General features: G+C 56.4%; 15 protein-coding genes. 5 read left to right on the forward strand and 10 right to left on the reverse strand.

The annotated features are described in order from the left end of the window. Positions 1–31: 31 nt before the first annotated feature. The 9 genes from dam to pilM form a co-directional block, all read right to left on the reverse strand. Complete coding sequence (gene dam, locus ACOTW6_RS19500) at positions 32–844, reverse strand: adenine-specific DNA-methyltransferase (RefSeq protein WP_015571432.1); 813 nt, start codon at positions 842–844, stop codon at positions 32–34. Between the two features lie 67 nt (positions 845–911). Continuing rightward, entirely contained in the window at positions 912–2,201 is a 1,290-nt protein-coding gene (damX, locus tag ACOTW6_RS19505) for a cell division protein DamX (protein WP_062933377.1), read from the reverse strand. Between the two features lie 92 nt (positions 2,202–2,293). Further along, positions 2,294–3,382: a 3-dehydroquinate synthase gene (gene aroB, locus ACOTW6_RS19510; protein ID WP_003861631.1), complete on the reverse strand. Its 1,089-nt coding sequence runs from the start codon at positions 3,380–3,382 to the stop codon at positions 2,294–2,296. Between the two features lie 57 nt (positions 3,383–3,439). Then, the gene (gene aroK / locus ACOTW6_RS19515; protein ID WP_003861630.1) at positions 3,440–3,961 is read right to left on the reverse strand and encodes a shikimate kinase AroK; all 522 of its coding nucleotides are present in this window, start codon (positions 3,959–3,961) and stop codon (positions 3,440–3,442) included. A gap of 286 nt (positions 3,962–4,247) precedes the next feature. After that, positions 4,248–5,486: a DNA uptake porin HofQ gene (gene hofQ / locus ACOTW6_RS19520; RefSeq protein ID WP_032104286.1), complete on the reverse strand. Its 1,239-nt coding sequence runs from the start codon at positions 5,484–5,486 to the stop codon at positions 4,248–4,250. Continuing rightward, positions 5,398–5,802: a HofP DNA utilization family protein gene (locus ACOTW6_RS19525; RefSeq protein ID WP_062933375.1), complete on the reverse strand. Its 405-nt coding sequence runs from the start codon at positions 5,800–5,802 to the stop codon at positions 5,398–5,400. Before ACOTW6_RS19525 ends, hofQ begins: the two co-directional genes overlap by 89 nt. Continuing rightward, entirely contained in the window at positions 5,792–6,244 is a 453-nt protein-coding gene (locus ACOTW6_RS19530) for a DNA utilization protein HofO (protein WP_116329908.1), read from the reverse strand. The genes ACOTW6_RS19525 and ACOTW6_RS19530 overlap by 11 nt, the downstream gene beginning before the upstream one ends. Positions 6,245–6,247: 3 nt before the next feature. Next, positions 6,248–6,739 (reverse strand): PilN domain-containing protein, encoded by a 492-nt coding sequence (locus ACOTW6_RS19535; RefSeq protein ID WP_062933373.1) that lies wholly within the window; start codon positions 6,737–6,739, stop codon positions 6,248–6,250. Next, entirely contained in the window at positions 6,739–7,512 is a 774-nt protein-coding gene (gene pilM, locus ACOTW6_RS19540) for a pilus assembly protein PilM (RefSeq protein WP_017384153.1), read from the reverse strand. The genes ACOTW6_RS19535 and pilM overlap by 1 nt, the downstream gene beginning before the upstream one ends. A 120-nt stretch (positions 7,513–7,632) precedes the next feature. On the opposite strand from pilM, the gene mrcA reads away from it, so the two are divergent. After that, positions 7,633–10,185 (forward strand): peptidoglycan glycosyltransferase/peptidoglycan DD-transpeptidase MrcA, encoded by a 2,553-nt coding sequence (gene mrcA, locus ACOTW6_RS19545; RefSeq protein ID WP_062933372.1) that lies wholly within the window; start codon positions 7,633–7,635, stop codon positions 10,183–10,185. 94 nt (positions 10,186–10,279) lie between these two features. Here mrcA and nudE read toward each other — a convergent pair whose 3' ends face one another. Continuing rightward, positions 10,280–10,840, reverse strand: coding sequence for an ADP compounds hydrolase NudE (nudE, locus tag ACOTW6_RS19550; RefSeq protein WP_003861622.1), 561 nt, complete (start codon positions 10,838–10,840; stop codon positions 10,280–10,282). Between the two features lie 327 nt (positions 10,841–11,167). On the opposite strand from nudE, the gene ACOTW6_RS19555 reads away from it, so the two are divergent. The 4 genes from ACOTW6_RS19555 to hslO all read left to right on the forward strand — a co-directional run bounded on the left by ACOTW6_RS19555 (position 11,168) and on the right by hslO (position 15,355). Then, positions 11,168–13,306, forward strand: a complete 2,139-nt coding sequence (locus ACOTW6_RS19555; RefSeq protein WP_047050486.1) for an intracellular growth attenuator family protein — start codon at positions 11,168–11,170, stop codon at positions 13,304–13,306. Between the two features lie 64 nt (positions 13,307–13,370). Continuing rightward, the gene (gene yrfG, locus ACOTW6_RS19560; RefSeq protein WP_000550486.1) at positions 13,371–14,054 is read left to right on the forward strand and encodes a GMP/IMP nucleotidase; all 684 of its coding nucleotides are present in this window, start codon (positions 13,371–13,373) and stop codon (positions 14,052–14,054) included. Then, positions 14,051–14,452, forward strand: a complete 402-nt coding sequence (gene hslR / locus ACOTW6_RS19565; protein ID WP_213789413.1) for a ribosome-associated heat shock protein Hsp15 — start codon at positions 14,051–14,053, stop codon at positions 14,450–14,452. The genes yrfG and hslR overlap by 4 nt, the downstream gene beginning before the upstream one ends. Before the next feature lie 24 nt (positions 14,453–14,476). Next, a complete protein-coding gene (hslO, locus tag ACOTW6_RS19570; protein ID WP_023304550.1) occupies positions 14,477–15,355 on the forward strand; it encodes an Hsp33 family molecular chaperone HslO in 879 nt (292 codons plus the stop codon). The last annotated feature ends 207 nt before the right edge of the window (positions 15,356–15,562 follow it).

The raw sequence follows: 15,562 nt of genomic DNA on the forward strand, positions 1-15,562 counted from the left end.
CCTTGAAATGTGTTTACCGGCGGGCAAAGGCTCAGGGTCGATAAAGCGCCAGAAGTTCGTCCACCTTTTTACGTGTGCCGCCGTTGCTGCTAATGCTACGCCGCACTTTTACCTGAAAATGCTTCGCGGCTTTGTACCATTCGCGCGTATCAGGGGTGTCGTGATTCGAAATTAACACCGGAATTCTTTTGCTGACCAGCTTTTCCGCCATCTCAGCCAGACGAGCCTGCTCGGCCGGGCTGAAGCTGTTGGTGTGGTAGGCGGTGAAATTTGCCGTGGCAGATAGCGGCGCGTAAGGCGGGTCGCAGTAGACCACCGAGTTTACGCCCGCCAGATCCATGCACTCTTCATAGGAGAGACAGTAGAACTCGGCATTCTGCGCTTTTTCAGCAAAGTGATACAGCTCGTCCTGCGGGAAATAGGGGCGCTTATAGCGGCCAAACGGCACGTTAAACTCGCCACGCAGATTATACCGGCACAGACCGTTGTAGCCATGGCGGTTGAGATAAAGAAACAACAGCGCGCGACGGAACGGATCCTGGCTTTGATTAAACTCAGCGCGGAACTGATAGTAGACGTCCGGGTTGTTGTTCTCTGGCGTAAACAGCTTCCGCGCCTCTTCCACATACTCATCGGTACGCAGTTTGACGATGTTATAGAGGCTGATAAGGTCGCTGTTGATATCCGCCAGGATATAACGAGAAAAATCGGTATTCAGGAACACCGATCCAGCACCCACGAAGGGCTCGATAAGACACTCGCCTTTCGGCAGGTGCTTTTTAATATCGTCGAGCAGGGGGTATTTCCCCCCTGCCCATTTCAGAAAAGCGCGATTTTTTTTCATGCTGACTAACTGATTACACCTTCTCCGGCTGTGGAGAAAGCTCCGACAGCATCCTGCGCTTTAAACATTACTTCAGATCGGCCTGCACCTGATGAATCGGCTTCGCCCACGGGTTTTTCGCCTGCACGTCGGCTGGCAGCGTGGAAACGGCACGTTTTGCTTCATCTTTGGAAGCATAAATACCACTCACCAGCACATACCACGGTTGACCGTTACGGGTCGTCTGATAAACCACGTAGTTTTTCAGATTCGATTTCTTCGCCCAGGCGTTGAGGTTGTCATAGTTAGACGAACTGCTCAGCTGAAGGGTGTAGTTGCTGGAAGAGGCCGACTGCAAAGAACCCACGTTGCCCGTCGTTTTACCTGATGCAGCGCCCGTTTTGGCTGCGGGAGCCGCAGGTGTTGTTGCAGCAGGCGCGGCTGTGGTCGCCGTTGCTTTCGGTGCAGTGGTTGCCGCAGGCGTTGGCGCTTTAACCGGCTGGCTCACCGCAGGTTTTGTCTGCGCTGGCGCTTTCGTTTCTGGCGCTTTTGCCACGGTTTGCGGTTTCGTCTCACGCTTCGGCTCAATCACAGCCTGCTTACGCTCCTGGCGTGGCGCAGTCTGCGTCTGGCGCGGTTTGGTTTCCGTTGCCGCCGTTTGCTGCTGGGCATTGCTGCCATGAACTGGCGCAACGGTGGCTGGTTCAGTTGGCAGCGTGGAGTTCACCACGGCAGCGTTAACCTGCTCCTGATTCTGCGGCTGCATCAGCGCGTTATTCAGATCGCCCTGAACTTCAACACGCTGCTGGCCTTCAGGCGTCGCAGGCGCCTGGCCCTGAGTCGGGGTCGCAGAGACAGGCGGCAGAGAGATATCCTGACCAGCGCTGGTGTTACCTGCGGTCTGCTCTGCGGAAGTGGTGCCCGGCGCAGGCTGAGCGCCATTCGCCTGGTTGCTCGCATCGTTACCAGACAGGTCGATGCTCTTCTCGGCAGACGCTGTCTGCTCGGTAGAATTGGTAGAAGGTGCTTTTAGCGCAGAACCAATGCCGACAATCAGCAAGACCAGCACCAGAACGCCAAGGCCCATCATGATGTACTGACGGGAGGCCGGTTTTGCCGCTGCCGCTTTTTTACGTTTGCGCGGACGACGTTCAACAGGCTGTTCATCCATTAACTCTTCTTCGGATTCATACTCCTCGTCTTCACGCTCATTTCGCGCATTACGGCTACGCGAAGGGCGACGTTCGTCTGCATCCAGATCGACATCGTCAAAGTTGATCTGCGGCTCGTTATCACGTTCTGAAGATTGACGAGAACGACCAGTACGACGATCGCTGGGATCGGGTTTCAGCTCGTCTTCTGGTTTGAATTCATCCATTTAACACCCCACTCAAAGGCTTCTGCCAACGACTCTGCATTTACCTGAAGCTAAAACGACCACCTGTTACAGCGGTCTGACCTTTCTAGTTGTTACGCCTGCTGACAATCAGCAATAGCGCCAAGTACGACTTCGTGCGGCACTCCGCCGCGCACTTCACTTTTCCCTATTGCAAGCGGGAGTACCAGACGCATCTCACCTGCCAATACTTTTTTATCGCGCATCATGTGGGGAAGGTACGCCTGCGCAGACATTTCCTGCGGACCACTTACCGGCAAGCCAGCACGTTTAAGCAACGCGATGATACGTGCTGTCTCTTCCGGCCTGAACTGCCCCAGACGTTCAGAGGCCCGCGCCGCCATAACCATTCCGGCAGCGACAGCTTCACCGTGAAGCCAGTTACCGTAGCCCATTTCGGCTTCGATCGCATGACCAAACGTATGCCCCAGATTCAGTAAAGCACGTAAGCCGGTTTCACGCTCATCTGCGGCAACGACTTCTGCTTTCAGCTCACAACAACGGCGAATACAGTAGGCCATTGCCTGCCCGTCGAGGCGCAGCAGCGCATCCATATTCTCTTCCAGCCAGGTGAAGAACTCCCCGTCAAGAATAATGCCGTATTTGATCACTTCTGCAAGGCCGGACGCCAGTTCGCGCGCTGGCAAGGTTTTCAGACAGTCGAGATCCACCACCACCGAGGCAGGCTGGTAGAACGCGCCAATCATGTTTTTGCCGAGCGGATGGTTAACCGCCGTTTTACCGCCCACAGAAGAATCGACCTGTGAGAGCAACGTGGTTGGAATTTGAATAAAGCGCACGCCGCGCTGGTAGCTGGCGGCTGCAAAACCGGTCAGATCGCCCACAACACCGCCGCCCAGGGCAAGCAGTGTTGTATCACGACCGTGCGGTTTTTGCAGAAGTGCGGTAAAGACGGTATCCAGTACCGTCAGGCTTTTGTACTGCTCGCCATCGGGCAGAATCACACTGTCGACCTTCACGCCCGCCTGCTCAAGCAGGTGACGTACACGGTCGAGATAAAGCGGAGCCAGCGTCTCGTTGGTGACCAGCATCGCCTGATCACCCGCTTTCAGTGGTAAGAAGGAAGCTGGGTCGTTAAACAAACCAGCCGCGATGGTGATAGGGTAACTACGTTCCCCGAGAGTAACTGTAATCCTCTCCATGACGCGACATCCACCTTAAATGCTTTTACCCGCAGGCGAGTGTATATAAAGCCAGAATCAGTTGCTTTCCAGCATATGAATAATCTGGTTTGCAACCACTTTAGCGCTTTGATCGTCAGTACGAATGGTCACATCAGCAATCTCTTCGTACAGAGGATTGCGTTCATCGGCCAAAGCTTCCAGAACTTCACGTGGCGGTGTTTCAACCTGCAACAACGGGCGCTTTTTATCACGCTGCGTGCGTGCCAGCTGTTTTTCGATGGTCGTCTCAAGATAGACCACTACGCCACGGGCGGAGAGACGGTTGCGGGTTTCGCGAGATTTTACAGAGCCGCCGCCAGTTGCCAGCACAATGCCCTGTTTTTCCGTGAGTTCGTTGATCACTTTTTCTTCTCGGTCACGGAAACCTTCTTCGCCTTCTACGTCGAAGACCCAGCCCACATCCGCTCCGGTTCGTTTCTCAATCTCTTGATCAGAATCGTAAAATTCCATATTGAGTTGTTGAGCTAACTGACGCCCAATAGTGCTTTTGCCGGCACCCATAGGCCCAACCAGAAAGATATTGCGTTTCTCTGCCATTTTTTCGGTACTACTAAGACTATTCGTTAATGGTAATCCCCGCTGCGCAGACACCCGGCGTAGCAGGACATGAACTGAAACCTCATTTGCAATAGAGCGAGAGTCAGACGAAAAATTATCTCAATACTCCGGCTTGTTTGGCAACTGATTAAATCACCGTTCCCGGCGCATAAGGAAATAAGACGTAAGTCCAACTCAAATCGGTACTCCTTGTATGCTAATTCATGCCCCACGTCAAACATCTGCAACAAACTGAATGCAAAATCATTGCGGGGATCGTTACCCATTAATGAATACTGACCAGACGTGGCGTGATAAACACCACTAACTCGCGCCGTTCGTTATCTTTTCCGTCATGGCGGAACAGCTGACCCAGCCACGGAATGTTGCCCAGCACGGGCACGCTGTCGCGTCCGGTTTTATTCTTTTGCGAAAAGATCCCGCCCAGCGCGAGCGTTTCCCCACTTTTTACCTCTACCTGCGTTTCGATCTCCTGCTTATCGATCGCCAGCGTTTCGCCGTCTGCCTGTTGCAGCACCTGGCCGGGCATATTTTCACTGATATGCAGTTTCAGGCGCACGCGACCGCCCGGCAGGACCACCGGCGTGACCTCCATGCCTAATACCGCCTCTTTAAATTCAACGGATGTCGCCCCGCTCTCGCCGCTGGAAACCTGATACGGAATTTCGCTGCCCTGCTTGATGCTGGCCGGCTGCATGTGCGACGCCAGCAGCCGCGGGCTGGCGATGATATCCACCTGCTGCTTTTGCTCAAGCGCCGACAACTCAAGATCCAGCATCCTGCCGTTGATGCGCCCGATGTTAAACCCTGCGTGGGTGGTTGCACTGGCCACCGACAGGTCCGCCCCCAGCGTCGTGACCTGACCCACCTTACCGGCCTCCGTTGCGTCAGCGAGGTTCCATTTCACCCCCAGTTCACGCAGGCTTTTTTCACTGATGGTCACAATCTGCGCCGCCAGTTCCACCTGCTCGACGGGCAGATCCATCTGCACAGCCCAGCGCTGGAGCATATCCACCACCGTCTGGTTATCCCTGACCAGAAAACGGTTGGTGCGCTTGTCGACGGAGAGACTGCCTTTCGGGCTTAAGAGCTTTTCCGCCGCTTTTTGCAATTCGGCCGCATCCGCATAAGCAAACGGAATGCTGTGAGAGTGCAGCGGGGCGTCGAGCAGACGCTGGGCCCGCTCCTGCTCTTTACGCGTCTGTTGCTCCCGTTGCCAGGCCGCCGTATGCACATAAAAAATGCCGCCCTCTTCCCGCAATACCAGCCCGGCGCTGTTCACGACCGTCTGAAGCGCCTGCCTCCAGGGCACCCGCGTTAAATTCAGCGAAAGCGAACCGCTGACATCCGGCGACACCACCAGATTGCGATCCTCCTGCGCTACCAGCGCCTGTAATATCTGCACCACCGGGACATCATCCACCAGCAGGGTGACCGGTTTTGGCGTCGCGGCCCACAGGGGCTGGCTGAGTGCCGCCAGTAACAGCCCTATCCTTATCTTCACTTTTTTTCGTTCCTTCTCGTTGCCATGTCCATCGCTTCGGCTCGCACATGTCGCCGACATCAACGGTCAGTTGTTGTTTATCTATCGCGCTCACCCGCCAGCCTGTCGGTAACCGCATCTGCGTTTTTACCCGGTGCCAGCGTTTCTGCCCGTCCTGCATAAGGCCGATATCCCTGCTGCCGCTGACTATCCCCTGATACCACCACTGGCTGAGCTGCCCGGCTGCGCAACGCTCTTCCGGCACAGAGAAGGGATCCCGCATCCCGGTCAGGAAAAGCGGAGAAAGCAGGATCAGCAAACGGGCTTTACTGCGCATGACCGATCTCCAGTTGCAGGCTGAGGCGTAACTGTTTGCCCTGTGGGATGATGGAAAACGCACTCACCCGCACGTTCTCAAGCGCCAGACGGGCAAAGAGTGCCGGAACCGCGCCCCAGGAGGCATCCAGCGCCAGCTCTCCCCCACTCTGCTGCGGCTTCCAGTACACCAGCCTTGCGTCCTCACGCTGAAAAGCCAGGGGAGAAAAGGGCTGCGAGGGCGTCACTTGCCTAACCACTACTCGCCGTCCGGCCTCTGGCCACAGCGAGGCGTTGATTCGCTTCGCACTGATGGCCTGCGCCTGAATATCGGCGTAACGCAGAGCAGCGGGCCTGAGCAGCAGTCCCCAAATTGCCCACGCAACAAGCCCCGACGCGATCAACCAGCAAAGGACGCGCCGGGAAGGACGTGCATCAGTCCAGCGTTGATACCAGATACCCACCTGCTACCTCCGGCTATGTAGTTGAAAAGAGAACATCCATCGCCCCTGGCTATCCTGTTGCATTTCGCCTGCCGGTCCGGGGTTAAATCCCGTCACCCCTTTCAGGGCATCGGTCATGGCGGAGAGCGCTGGCAGTGAGGTGGTATAGCCGGTCAGGGTCAGCGAGGGTGGCTGATAACGCAGCGCCGTCAGCCACGCCTGCCGGGGCATTGCGCTGGCAAGGGACTCCAGCGCCGGTTGCCAGGCCGGATCAGACGGCGGCGAAGGGGTTTTCTGCCCCGCTGACTGCGGCTGACGGGCTCTCAATACTTTCTGCACCGCACGTGTCCCGGCCAGTTCGCTCTGCAACGCCTGTAACGCGAGAGTCTGCGTCGCCCGCAGGCTGATACTCCCCGCCAGCATCACCAGCCATGAGCCAGCAAACAGCAGCCCCCAGAAACGCAGGCGCTGATTACGTTGCTGCCGACGCCAGGGTAAAAGATTGGGCATGCTCATTACGGCGCCTCGCTCATGGCCAGCGCCAGGGCGACGGTGTAATCAGCACCGCATTCCGGCAACGGCGGCTGGCACAGCGTCACCGCTTCCCAGGGATCGCGGGCAGCATCAAACACGGCGATATCAGAAGGAGAAAGCGCAAGCAGCGCCGCCAGTTCATTCACCGTCGCCGCTTCTGTGGTGTAGCGCCGCCCCCACTGGTGACGCATCGCCCATAGCCACTGGTGTTGATCTCTCCAGGCGACGCACCGGGCAGGGGCAACAGCAGAGAGAAGATTAGCCAGCGCGCCGGCATCCGGGGCGATTGCTGCCAGACGCAAACGCAGCGCGTTCGCCAGCGTCAACAGGGTATCGACCTCTCTGTTTTGCGCTGCGGTAACCTGAAAAGTGTTGCTGAAGGTATCCTGCGCGTAGTCAAAGCAGAGCGTATCGGCGGGCATCTCCAACTCACGCGCTAATGCGGCGCCTACCCAGGTGAGCTGTTCGCTGTCACGCAAGGTAACGGATGGACGGGGCAACGCGCGTTGCAGAACGCGCGTCGCCGGAAATGAGAGAAATACCCGATGCGAGTGCGGCAATGTTTTCCGCCAGCCACGTAATGCGTTAACCAGCTGTTCTGGCTTAAGTATTTTGCCTTCCCCGATAACGCCGTCCGACAGCGGCACCGCCCACCAGCGCCGTAAACGCCAGCCGGCCCGCTCTCTGGTCAGCGCTACCGCAACCACCTTATCCTGTTGAATATGAACGCCTGTCTGCCACGTTTTAAAAGCCATGCTTCACGATCTCCTTATCGCCCGTCGGAGTGACGGCTATATCAATGAATCAGGCTTGCCTTTATACTACCGCGCGATTGTTTAGAAACTGCCCAGGCTAAACCAAATGGGAAATCTCCGGTGAAGTTCGTAAAGTATTTATTGATCCTTGCAGTCTGTTGCATTCTGCTGGGAGCAGGCTCGATTATTGGTTTGTACAAATATGTCGAGCCGCAACTCCCTGATGTCGCCACGCTTCGTGATGTGCGGCTTCAGATCCCTATGCAGGTCTATAGCGCCGATGGTGAACTGATGGCGCAATACGGCGAGAAACGTCGTATCCCTCTGACCTTAAATCAAATTCCACCCGTGATGGTGAAGGCCTTTATCGCCACCGAGGACAGCCGTTTTTACGAGCACCACGGTGTCGATCCGGTCGGTATTTTCCGTGCGGCAAGCGTGGCGCTGTTCTCCGGTCATGCCTCTCAGGGGGCAAGTACCATTACCCAGCAGCTGGCGCGTAACTTCTTCCTCAGCCCGGAAAAGACGCTGATGCGTAAGATCAAAGAGGTATTCCTCGCGATCCGCATTGAGCAACTGCTGAGCAAAGACGAGATCCTTGAGCTTTACCTCAACAAGATCTATCTGGGCTACCGCGCCTATGGCGTAGGGGCTGCGGCTCAGGTCTATTTTGGTAAGCCGATCGATCAGCTCACGCTGAGCGAAATGGCGACCATTGCCGGCCTGCCAAAAGCGCCATCCACGTTTAACCCGCTCTACTCGCTGGACCGCGCCACCGCACGCCGTAACGTGGTGCTGTCGCGTATGTTGAGCGAAGGCTATATCAGCCAGTCTGAGTACGATAAGGCGCGCAGCGACGTTATTGACGCCAATTACCATGCGCCGGAAATCGCCTTCTCTGCACCGTATCTCACTGAAATGGTTCGCCAGGAGATGGTGAGTCGCTACGGTGATAAAGCGTATGAAGATGGCTATCGCGTCTATACCACCGTGACCCGCAAGGTGCAGCAGGCTGCCCAGCAGGCGGTGCGTAATAACGTGATGGATTACGATATGCGTCACGGCTATCGCGGCCCGTCCAACGTGCTGTGGAAAGTGGGTGAAGGCGCATGGGACAGTAAAAAAATCACTGATTCCCTGAAAGCGCTGCCGACCTATGGTCCGCTGCGTCCGGCAGTCGTCACCCAGGCCGATCCACAGGAAGCGGTGGCGTTGATGGCCGATGGCACATCCGTTTCGCTGCGCATGGAGGGTGTCCGCTGGGCGCGTCCATACCGTTCTGACACCCTTCAGGGGCCTACGCCACGTAAAGTGACCGATGTCGTACAAACCGGACAACAAATCTGGGTGCGTCAGGTAGGCGATGCCTGGTGGCTGGCGCAGGTGCCGGACGTAAACTCTGCGCTGGTCTCCATCAATCCGCAGAACGGCGCCGTGATGGCGCTGGTTGGCGGGTTCGATTTCAACCAGAGCAAATTTAACCGCGCGACCCAGGCGCTGCGTCAGGTTGGTTCGAACATCAAACCGTTCCTGTATACCGCGGCGATGGATAAGGGGCTGACGCTCGCCAGCATTCTCAACGACGTGCCAATTTCCCGCTGGGATGCCGGTGCGGGCTCTGACTGGCAGCCGAAGAACTCTCCGGCGCAATACGCTGGTCCTATCCGTCTGCGCCAGGGCCTTGGTCAGTCGAAGAACGTGGTCATGGTTCGCGCGATGCGTGCGATGGGCGTGGATTATGCGGCAGAGTATCTGCAACGCTTTGGCTTCCCGGCGCAAAACATCGTTCATACTGAATCTCTGGCGCTCGGCTCCGCGTCCTTTACGCCGCTCCAGGTTGCGCGTGGCTACTCGGTGATGGCGAACGGCGGCTTCCTGGTCGATCCGTATTTCATCAGCAAAATCGAGAACGATCAGGGCGGCGTACTGTTTGAAGCGAAACCGAAAATTGCCTGCCCTGAATGCGATATTCCGGTGATTTACGGCGACACGCCAAAATCCAATGTCCTGGAAAACAAGGATATGGAAGATGTGGCGATCTCTCAGGAACGTCAGAATCTGGCGGTGCCGCAGCCTCAGCTGGAACAGGCCAATCAGGCGCTGGTCGCCCAGAGTGGCGCGCAGGAGTATGCCCCGCACGTGATCAGCACGCCGCTGTCGTTCCTGATTAAGAGCGCACTGAACACCAACATCTTTGGTGAACCGGGCTGGCAAGGCACCGGCTGGCGAGCGGGCCGCGATTTGCAGCGCCACGACATCGGCGGCAAAACCGGGACAACCAACAGTTCAAAAGATGCCTGGTTCTCAGGTTATGGCCCGGGGGTTGTCACCTCCGTCTGGATTGGTTTTGACGATCACCGCCGCGATCTGGGGCGCACCACCGCCTCTGGCGCGATTAAAGATCAGATTTCCGGATACGAAGGCGGCGCGAAGAGTGCGCAACCTGCCTGGGATGCTTACATGAAGGCCGTTCTCGAGGGCGTACCAGAGCAGCCGCTAACGCCTCCGCCGGGTGTGGTGACGGTGAATATCGACCGCAGCACCGGACAGCTCGCGAATGGCGGTAACAGCCGTGCCGAGTATTTCATCGAGGGTACGCAGCCAACCACGCAGGCAGTGCATGAGGTGGGGACAGAGATCATTGATAACGGCGAGACGCACGAACTGTTCTGACGCCAACAAAAAAGCCGGGTGGCGACTACGCCTGACCCGGCCTACAACGTCAATGCAAAACGGCAACCTTCGGTTGCCGTTTTTAATGGTGGCGCTACAAACGCCCCTGCCCCTTCAGCCACTCCCGTACCAGGAACAGTGCGCTCACGTTGCGCGCCTCGTTAAAGTCAGGATCTTCCAGCAAATCCATCAGATGAGCCAGCGGCCAGCGAACCTGCGGCAGCGGTTCCGGCTCGTCTCCTTCCAGCGATTCAGGATAGAGATCTTCCGCGACAACAATGTTCATTTTACTGGAGAAATAGGACGGCGCCATGCTCAATTTTTTCAGGAACGTCAGCTCTTTCGCGCCAAAACCGACCTCTTCTTTCAGCTCCCGGTTTGCCGCTTCAAACACCGTTTCGCCCGGATCGATCAGTCCTTTGGAGAAGCCCAGCTCGTAGGATTCTGTGCCCACAGCGTATTCACGAATGAGGATCAGGTGCTCGTCGACGATGGGCACAATCATCACCGCTTCACGCGAGGAGGGGCGCATACGCTCATAAACACGACGCACACCGTTGCTGAACTCCAGATCCACGCTTTCGACATTAAACAGACGCGATTTCGCGACGGTTTCAACATTCAGAATGGTGGGCTTTTGTAAGGGTTTGGTCATCTTGACGGGTCTTTGCTGGGTGAACTGGCTTTATTGTGCGATACGCCGCACGGTTTCGGCAATGTCAATTGTTCTTTATTTACATTTATGCAACGTAATTGAATGCGATTCTCATTTCAAAACAAATGTCAAGAGGTTGAAATGTTTCCAGGAATTTGCTGATATCGCGCCGGAACAGGCTTTGTTATCATTACCGGTCACTGGGATGCGCGTCAACATGCTCAAGTTAGACTCCATACTTGCCGATAGCCGACCACAGAATCTCATTCATTGTACAAAAGGTGCGACTGACAACACCTGTAAGAAGATAAGTAAGATGGGGAAAGCATGAGCACCATTTTGATTTTTCTCGCTGCTGTGCTGGCCTGCGCGTCGATTGCGGTGTGGGTATTCAGGCGCCGCGTACATCGCCGTTATCGGCTGCCCTTTTTGAACGCGTTCGCCGGGGCAAACACGCGCAAGCTTTCGCCAGAGGAACGCAGCACCGTTGAGCAGTATCTCGACACGCTGAACCGATCCCGGCTTTCGCCTGGCCCTACCGGCGCCAGCGCCGCCCCCGTATCGCTCAACCTTAACGCCCAAAGCGACACCGTTCTGTGCGTGACGCGCTCCATTACCCGCTACGGCATTACAACCGACGATCCCAACAAGTGGCGTTACTATCTCGACTCTGTTGAAGTGCACCTGCCTCCCTTCTGGGAGCAATATATCAACGACGAAAACAGCGTCGAGCTGATCCATACCGATACGCTGCCGCTGGTTATCTCCCTCAATGGTCATACGCTGAGCGAATATGTTCAGGAAGCGCCACGCTTTGCGCTGGAACGCGCAAGCGGAACGCAGGCCTCTATTCGCGGTGAAGAGACAGAGCAGATTGAACTGCTGAACATCCGCCAGGAGACGCATGAAGAGTACGTCCTGAGCCGTCCGGATGGCATTCGCGAAGCGGTGTTGATTGTCGCCTCGTTCCTGCTCTTTTTCATCTGCCTGCTGACGCCGGACGTGTTTGTTCCGTGGCTCGCGGGTGGCGCAGTACTGCTTCTGGCCGCCGGGCTGTGGGGCATATTTGCTCCGCCGGCAAAAACGTCATTACGCGAAATTCACTGCCTGCGCGGAACCCCAAAACGCTGGGGACTGTTCGGTGAGAACGATCAGGAACATATCAACAATATCTCGCTCGGGATCATCGATCTTATCTATCCGCGCCACTGGCAGCCGTGGATTGCGCAGGACCTTGGCCATAAAACGGATATTGATATCTATCTCGACCGCCACGTTGTCCGCCAGGGGCGCTACTTATCCCTGCACGACGAAGTGAAAAACTTCCCGCTTCAGCACTGGCTCCGCAGCGCGGTGATTGCCGGTGGCGCCGCGTTAATCTTCATCATGCTGCTGCTCTTCGTGCCGCTGGATATGCCGATTAAATTTACCCTGTCGTGGATCAAAGGGGCGCAAACTGTGGAAGCCACCAGCGTACAGCAGCTCGAAGAAGCGGGGGTACGCGTGGGGGATACGTTGCGGCTGAAAGGCACCGGGATGTGTAATATCCACACGCCGGGCGCCTGGAACACGCGCCAGAACTCGCCGTTCGCGCCGTTCGACTGCTCTCAGATCATCTGGAATGACGCCTCTCCGCTACCGCTGCCGGAATCGGATGTGGTCAATAAGGCCACCGCGCTCACCCAGACGATTAATCGCCAGCTCCATCCGAAACCGGATGATGATTCTCGCGTCAGCCCTGCCCTGCGTTCGGCTATTCAGAAGTCGGGCATGGTGCTGCTGGATGACTTTGGCGAAATCGTCCTGAAAACAGAGGATCTCTGTTCCGCCCAGGATGACTGTATCCGACTGAAGAACGCGCTGGTCAACCTCGGCAACAGCAAAGACTGGGACGCGCTGGTGAAACGCGCCGAAGCGGGACGCCTGGACGGTGTGAACGTGCTTCTGCGTCCGGTCAGCGCCGAGTCGCTGGATAACCTGGTGGCGACCTCTACCGCCCCCTTCGTGATGCGTGAAACCACCCGTGCCGCCCAGGCGCTTAATAGCCCGGCGCCGGGCGGTTTTGTGATTGCCAGCGATGAAGGCAGCGACCTGGTGGATCAACCTTATCCGCAGGTTTCGCTGTATGACTATCCGGCCCAGGAGCAGTGGAGCGAATTCCAGCGTCTGGCGCAGATGCTGATGCAGACGCCATTCAGCGCGGAAGGGATCGTCACTACCCTCTTTACCGACGCCAACGGCACGCGTCATATTGGCCTGCACCGTATGCCGGATAGCGCTGGCCTGTGGCGCTATATAGGGACATCCCTGCTGCTGATTGCAATGCTGGCGTGCATTGTCTGGAACGGTTATCAGGCCGTACGCCGCTATCAGCGTTCCCGCACGCGGCTGGCAGAAATCCAGGCCTACTACGAAAATTGCCTTAACCCGAAACTGATCTCCTCTTCCGAGAGCCTGATCGGATAACGTCCCTGCGCGACAAGTTGTGCTACCCTGTCGCGCACGTTTCTTCTGGCTGGAGTTCCCCCTTATGCATCTTAATATCGACTGGCAGGCGGTCGATACCGTCCTGCTTGATATGGACGGCACGCTGCTTGATCTCGCCTTTGATAACTATTTCTGGCAAAAGCTGGTCCCGGAAACATACGGTGAACAGCAGGGGATCTCCCCGGCGGAAGCGCAGGAATTCATTCGTTCGCAATATAGCGCGGTGCAGCATACGCTAAACTGGTACTGTCTTGACTACTGGAGCGAGCGACTCGGTTTGGATATTTGTGCCATGACCACCGCCCAGGGCGCACGCGCCGTACTGCGCGACGATACGGTCCCGTTCCTGGACGCGCTGAAAGCCTGCGGTAAGCGCCGCATTTTGCTGACGAATGCGCATCCCCATAACCTGGCCGTAAAGCTGGAACATACCGGTCTTGCTTCACACCTTGATTTATTGCTTTCCACCCACACATTTGGTTATCCGAAAGAGGATCAGCGGTTGTGGCATGCCGTGGTGGAAGAGACCGGTTTACAGCCGGAACGCACGCTGTTTATTGACGACAGCGAGCCGATTCTGGATTCTGCGGCCGCTTTTGGCATTCGCTATTGTCTGGGCGTGACCAATCCGGATTCCGGCCTGGCTGAAAAAAGCTATCTGCGACATCCGGGGCTGAACGACTATCGCCGGATGATCCCCTCACTCACCGTGAAGGAGACGCCATGAAAGAAAAAACCTCTGATGGGGTAAGACTGGATAAATGGCTGTGGGCCGCCCGTTTTTACAAAACGCGAGCCCTTGCCCGTGAAATGGTTGATGGCGGAAAGGTGCATTACAACGGTCAGCGCAGCAAACCGAGCAAGCTGGTTGAACTGAATGCCACGTTAACGCTTCGCCAGGGCAACGATGAGAAAACGGTGGTGGTGAAAGCCATTACCGAGCAGCGGCGGCCCGCAACCGAAGCCGTTTTGCTGTATGAAGAGACGGCCGAAAGCATAGAGAAGCGCGAGAAAACCGCGCTGGCGCGCAAAATGAATGCGCTGACCATGCCTCACCCGGACCGGCGACCGGATAAAAAAGAGCGCCGCGATCTGATGAAATTTAAACACGGTGAGAGCGAATAACCCTCACCTGCACGAGAGATGAAAATGGCCCAACACGACCAATTACACCGCTATCTGTTTGAACAATTCGCCGTGCGCGGCGAGCTGGTCACCGTATCCGAAACCTGGAAACAGATTCTGGAAAACCACAACTACCCGCTGCCGGTGAAAACCCTGTTGGGCGAACTGCTGGTTGCCACCAGCCTGCTGACCGCCACGCTGAAGTTCGCTGGCGATATTACCGTTCAGTTGCAGGGTGATGGCCCGATGTCGCTGGCGGTGATCAACGGCAATAACCAGCAGCAGATGCGCGGCGTGGCGCGCGTTCAGGGCGATATCCCTGAAAATGCGGATCTGAAAACGCTGGTCGGAAATGGCTACCTGGTTATCACGATCTCGCCTGAAGAGGGTGAGCGCTATCAGGGCGTTGTCGGTCTGGAAGGCGACACGCTTGCCGCCTGCCTGGAAGATTACTTCATGCGTTCCGAACAGCTGCCAACCCGTCTGTTCATCCGCACCGGTGAAGTGGATGGTCAGCCTGCTGCCGGTGGTATGCTGCTTCAGGTTCTGCCTGCGCAGGATGCGCAGACCAATGATTTCGAGCATCTGGCAACGCTGACGGAAACCATCAAAGCGGAAGAGCTGTTCACCCTGTCGGCGACCGACGTGCTGTGGCGTCTGTACCACGAAGAAGAAGTGACGGTTTACGATCCGCAGGATGTGGAATTTAAGTGCACCTGCTCTCGTGAGCGTTGTGCTGGCGCCCTGAAAACGCTGCCGGATGAAGAGATCGACAGCATCATGGCGGAAGACGGTGAGATCGATATGCACTGTGATTACTGCGGTACGCACTACGTGTTCAATTCCATGGATATCGCGGAGATCCGCAATAACGCCTCTCCGGCGGACCCGCAGGTTCACTAAGCTCTGAGCCTGTTGCCCGGCGGCGCTATGCTTGCACGGGCCTACAATGAATTGTGCAATTTTTTGATATGATTGCTAATTGTAGGCCGGGTAAGCGTAGGGTATGAACCGGAAACATGGGTAACACTTTAGACCGGATACATGGGTAACAGTTATAACTGGCATAGAAGAGGAGACTCGCTATGCCCTGGACTGAGACCCGACCTA

Source organism: Enterobacter cloacae complex sp. IR5403, assembly GCF_049238705.1.
Taxonomy (GTDB): domain Bacteria; phylum Pseudomonadota; class Gammaproteobacteria; order Enterobacterales; family Enterobacteriaceae; genus Enterobacter; species Enterobacter hormaechei_C.

Excerpts from the sequence above, each read along its gene's own strand:
- dam (WP_015571432.1), bottom strand. The coding sequence starts at position 844 with ATGAAAAAAAATCGCGCTTTTCTGAAATGGGCAGGGGGGAAATACCCC.
- ACOTW6_RS19535 (WP_062933373.1), bottom strand. The coding sequence starts at position 6,739 with ATGAGCATGCCCAATCTTTTACCCTGGCGTCGGCAGCAACGTAATCAG.
- ACOTW6_RS19555 (WP_047050486.1), top strand. The coding sequence starts at position 11,168 with ATGAGCACCATTTTGATTTTTCTCGCTGCTGTGCTGGCCTGCGCGTCG.
- damX (WP_062933377.1), bottom strand. The coding sequence starts at position 2,201 with ATGGATGAATTCAAACCAGAAGACGAGCTGAAACCCGATCCCAGCGAT.
- nudE (WP_003861622.1), bottom strand. The coding sequence starts at position 10,840 with ATGACCAAACCCTTACAAAAGCCCACCATTCTGAATGTTGAAACCGTC.
- yrfG (WP_000550486.1), top strand. The coding sequence starts at position 13,371 with ATGCATCTTAATATCGACTGGCAGGCGGTCGATACCGTCCTGCTTGAT.
- aroB (WP_003861631.1), bottom strand. The coding sequence starts at position 3,382 with ATGGAGAGGATTACAGTTACTCTCGGGGAACGTAGTTACCCTATCACC.
- ACOTW6_RS19525 (WP_062933375.1), bottom strand. The coding sequence starts at position 5,802 with ATGCGCAGTAAAGCCCGTTTGCTGATCCTGCTTTCTCCGCTTTTCCTG.
- pilM (WP_017384153.1), bottom strand. The coding sequence starts at position 7,512 with ATGGCTTTTAAAACGTGGCAGACAGGCGTTCATATTCAACAGGATAAG.
- aroK (WP_003861630.1), bottom strand. The coding sequence starts at position 3,961 with ATGGCAGAGAAACGCAATATCTTTCTGGTTGGGCCTATGGGTGCCGGC.
- hslO (WP_023304550.1), top strand. The coding sequence starts at position 14,477 with ATGGCCCAACACGACCAATTACACCGCTATCTGTTTGAACAATTCGCC.
- hslR (WP_213789413.1), top strand. The coding sequence starts at position 14,051 with ATGAAAGAAAAAACCTCTGATGGGGTAAGACTGGATAAATGGCTGTGG.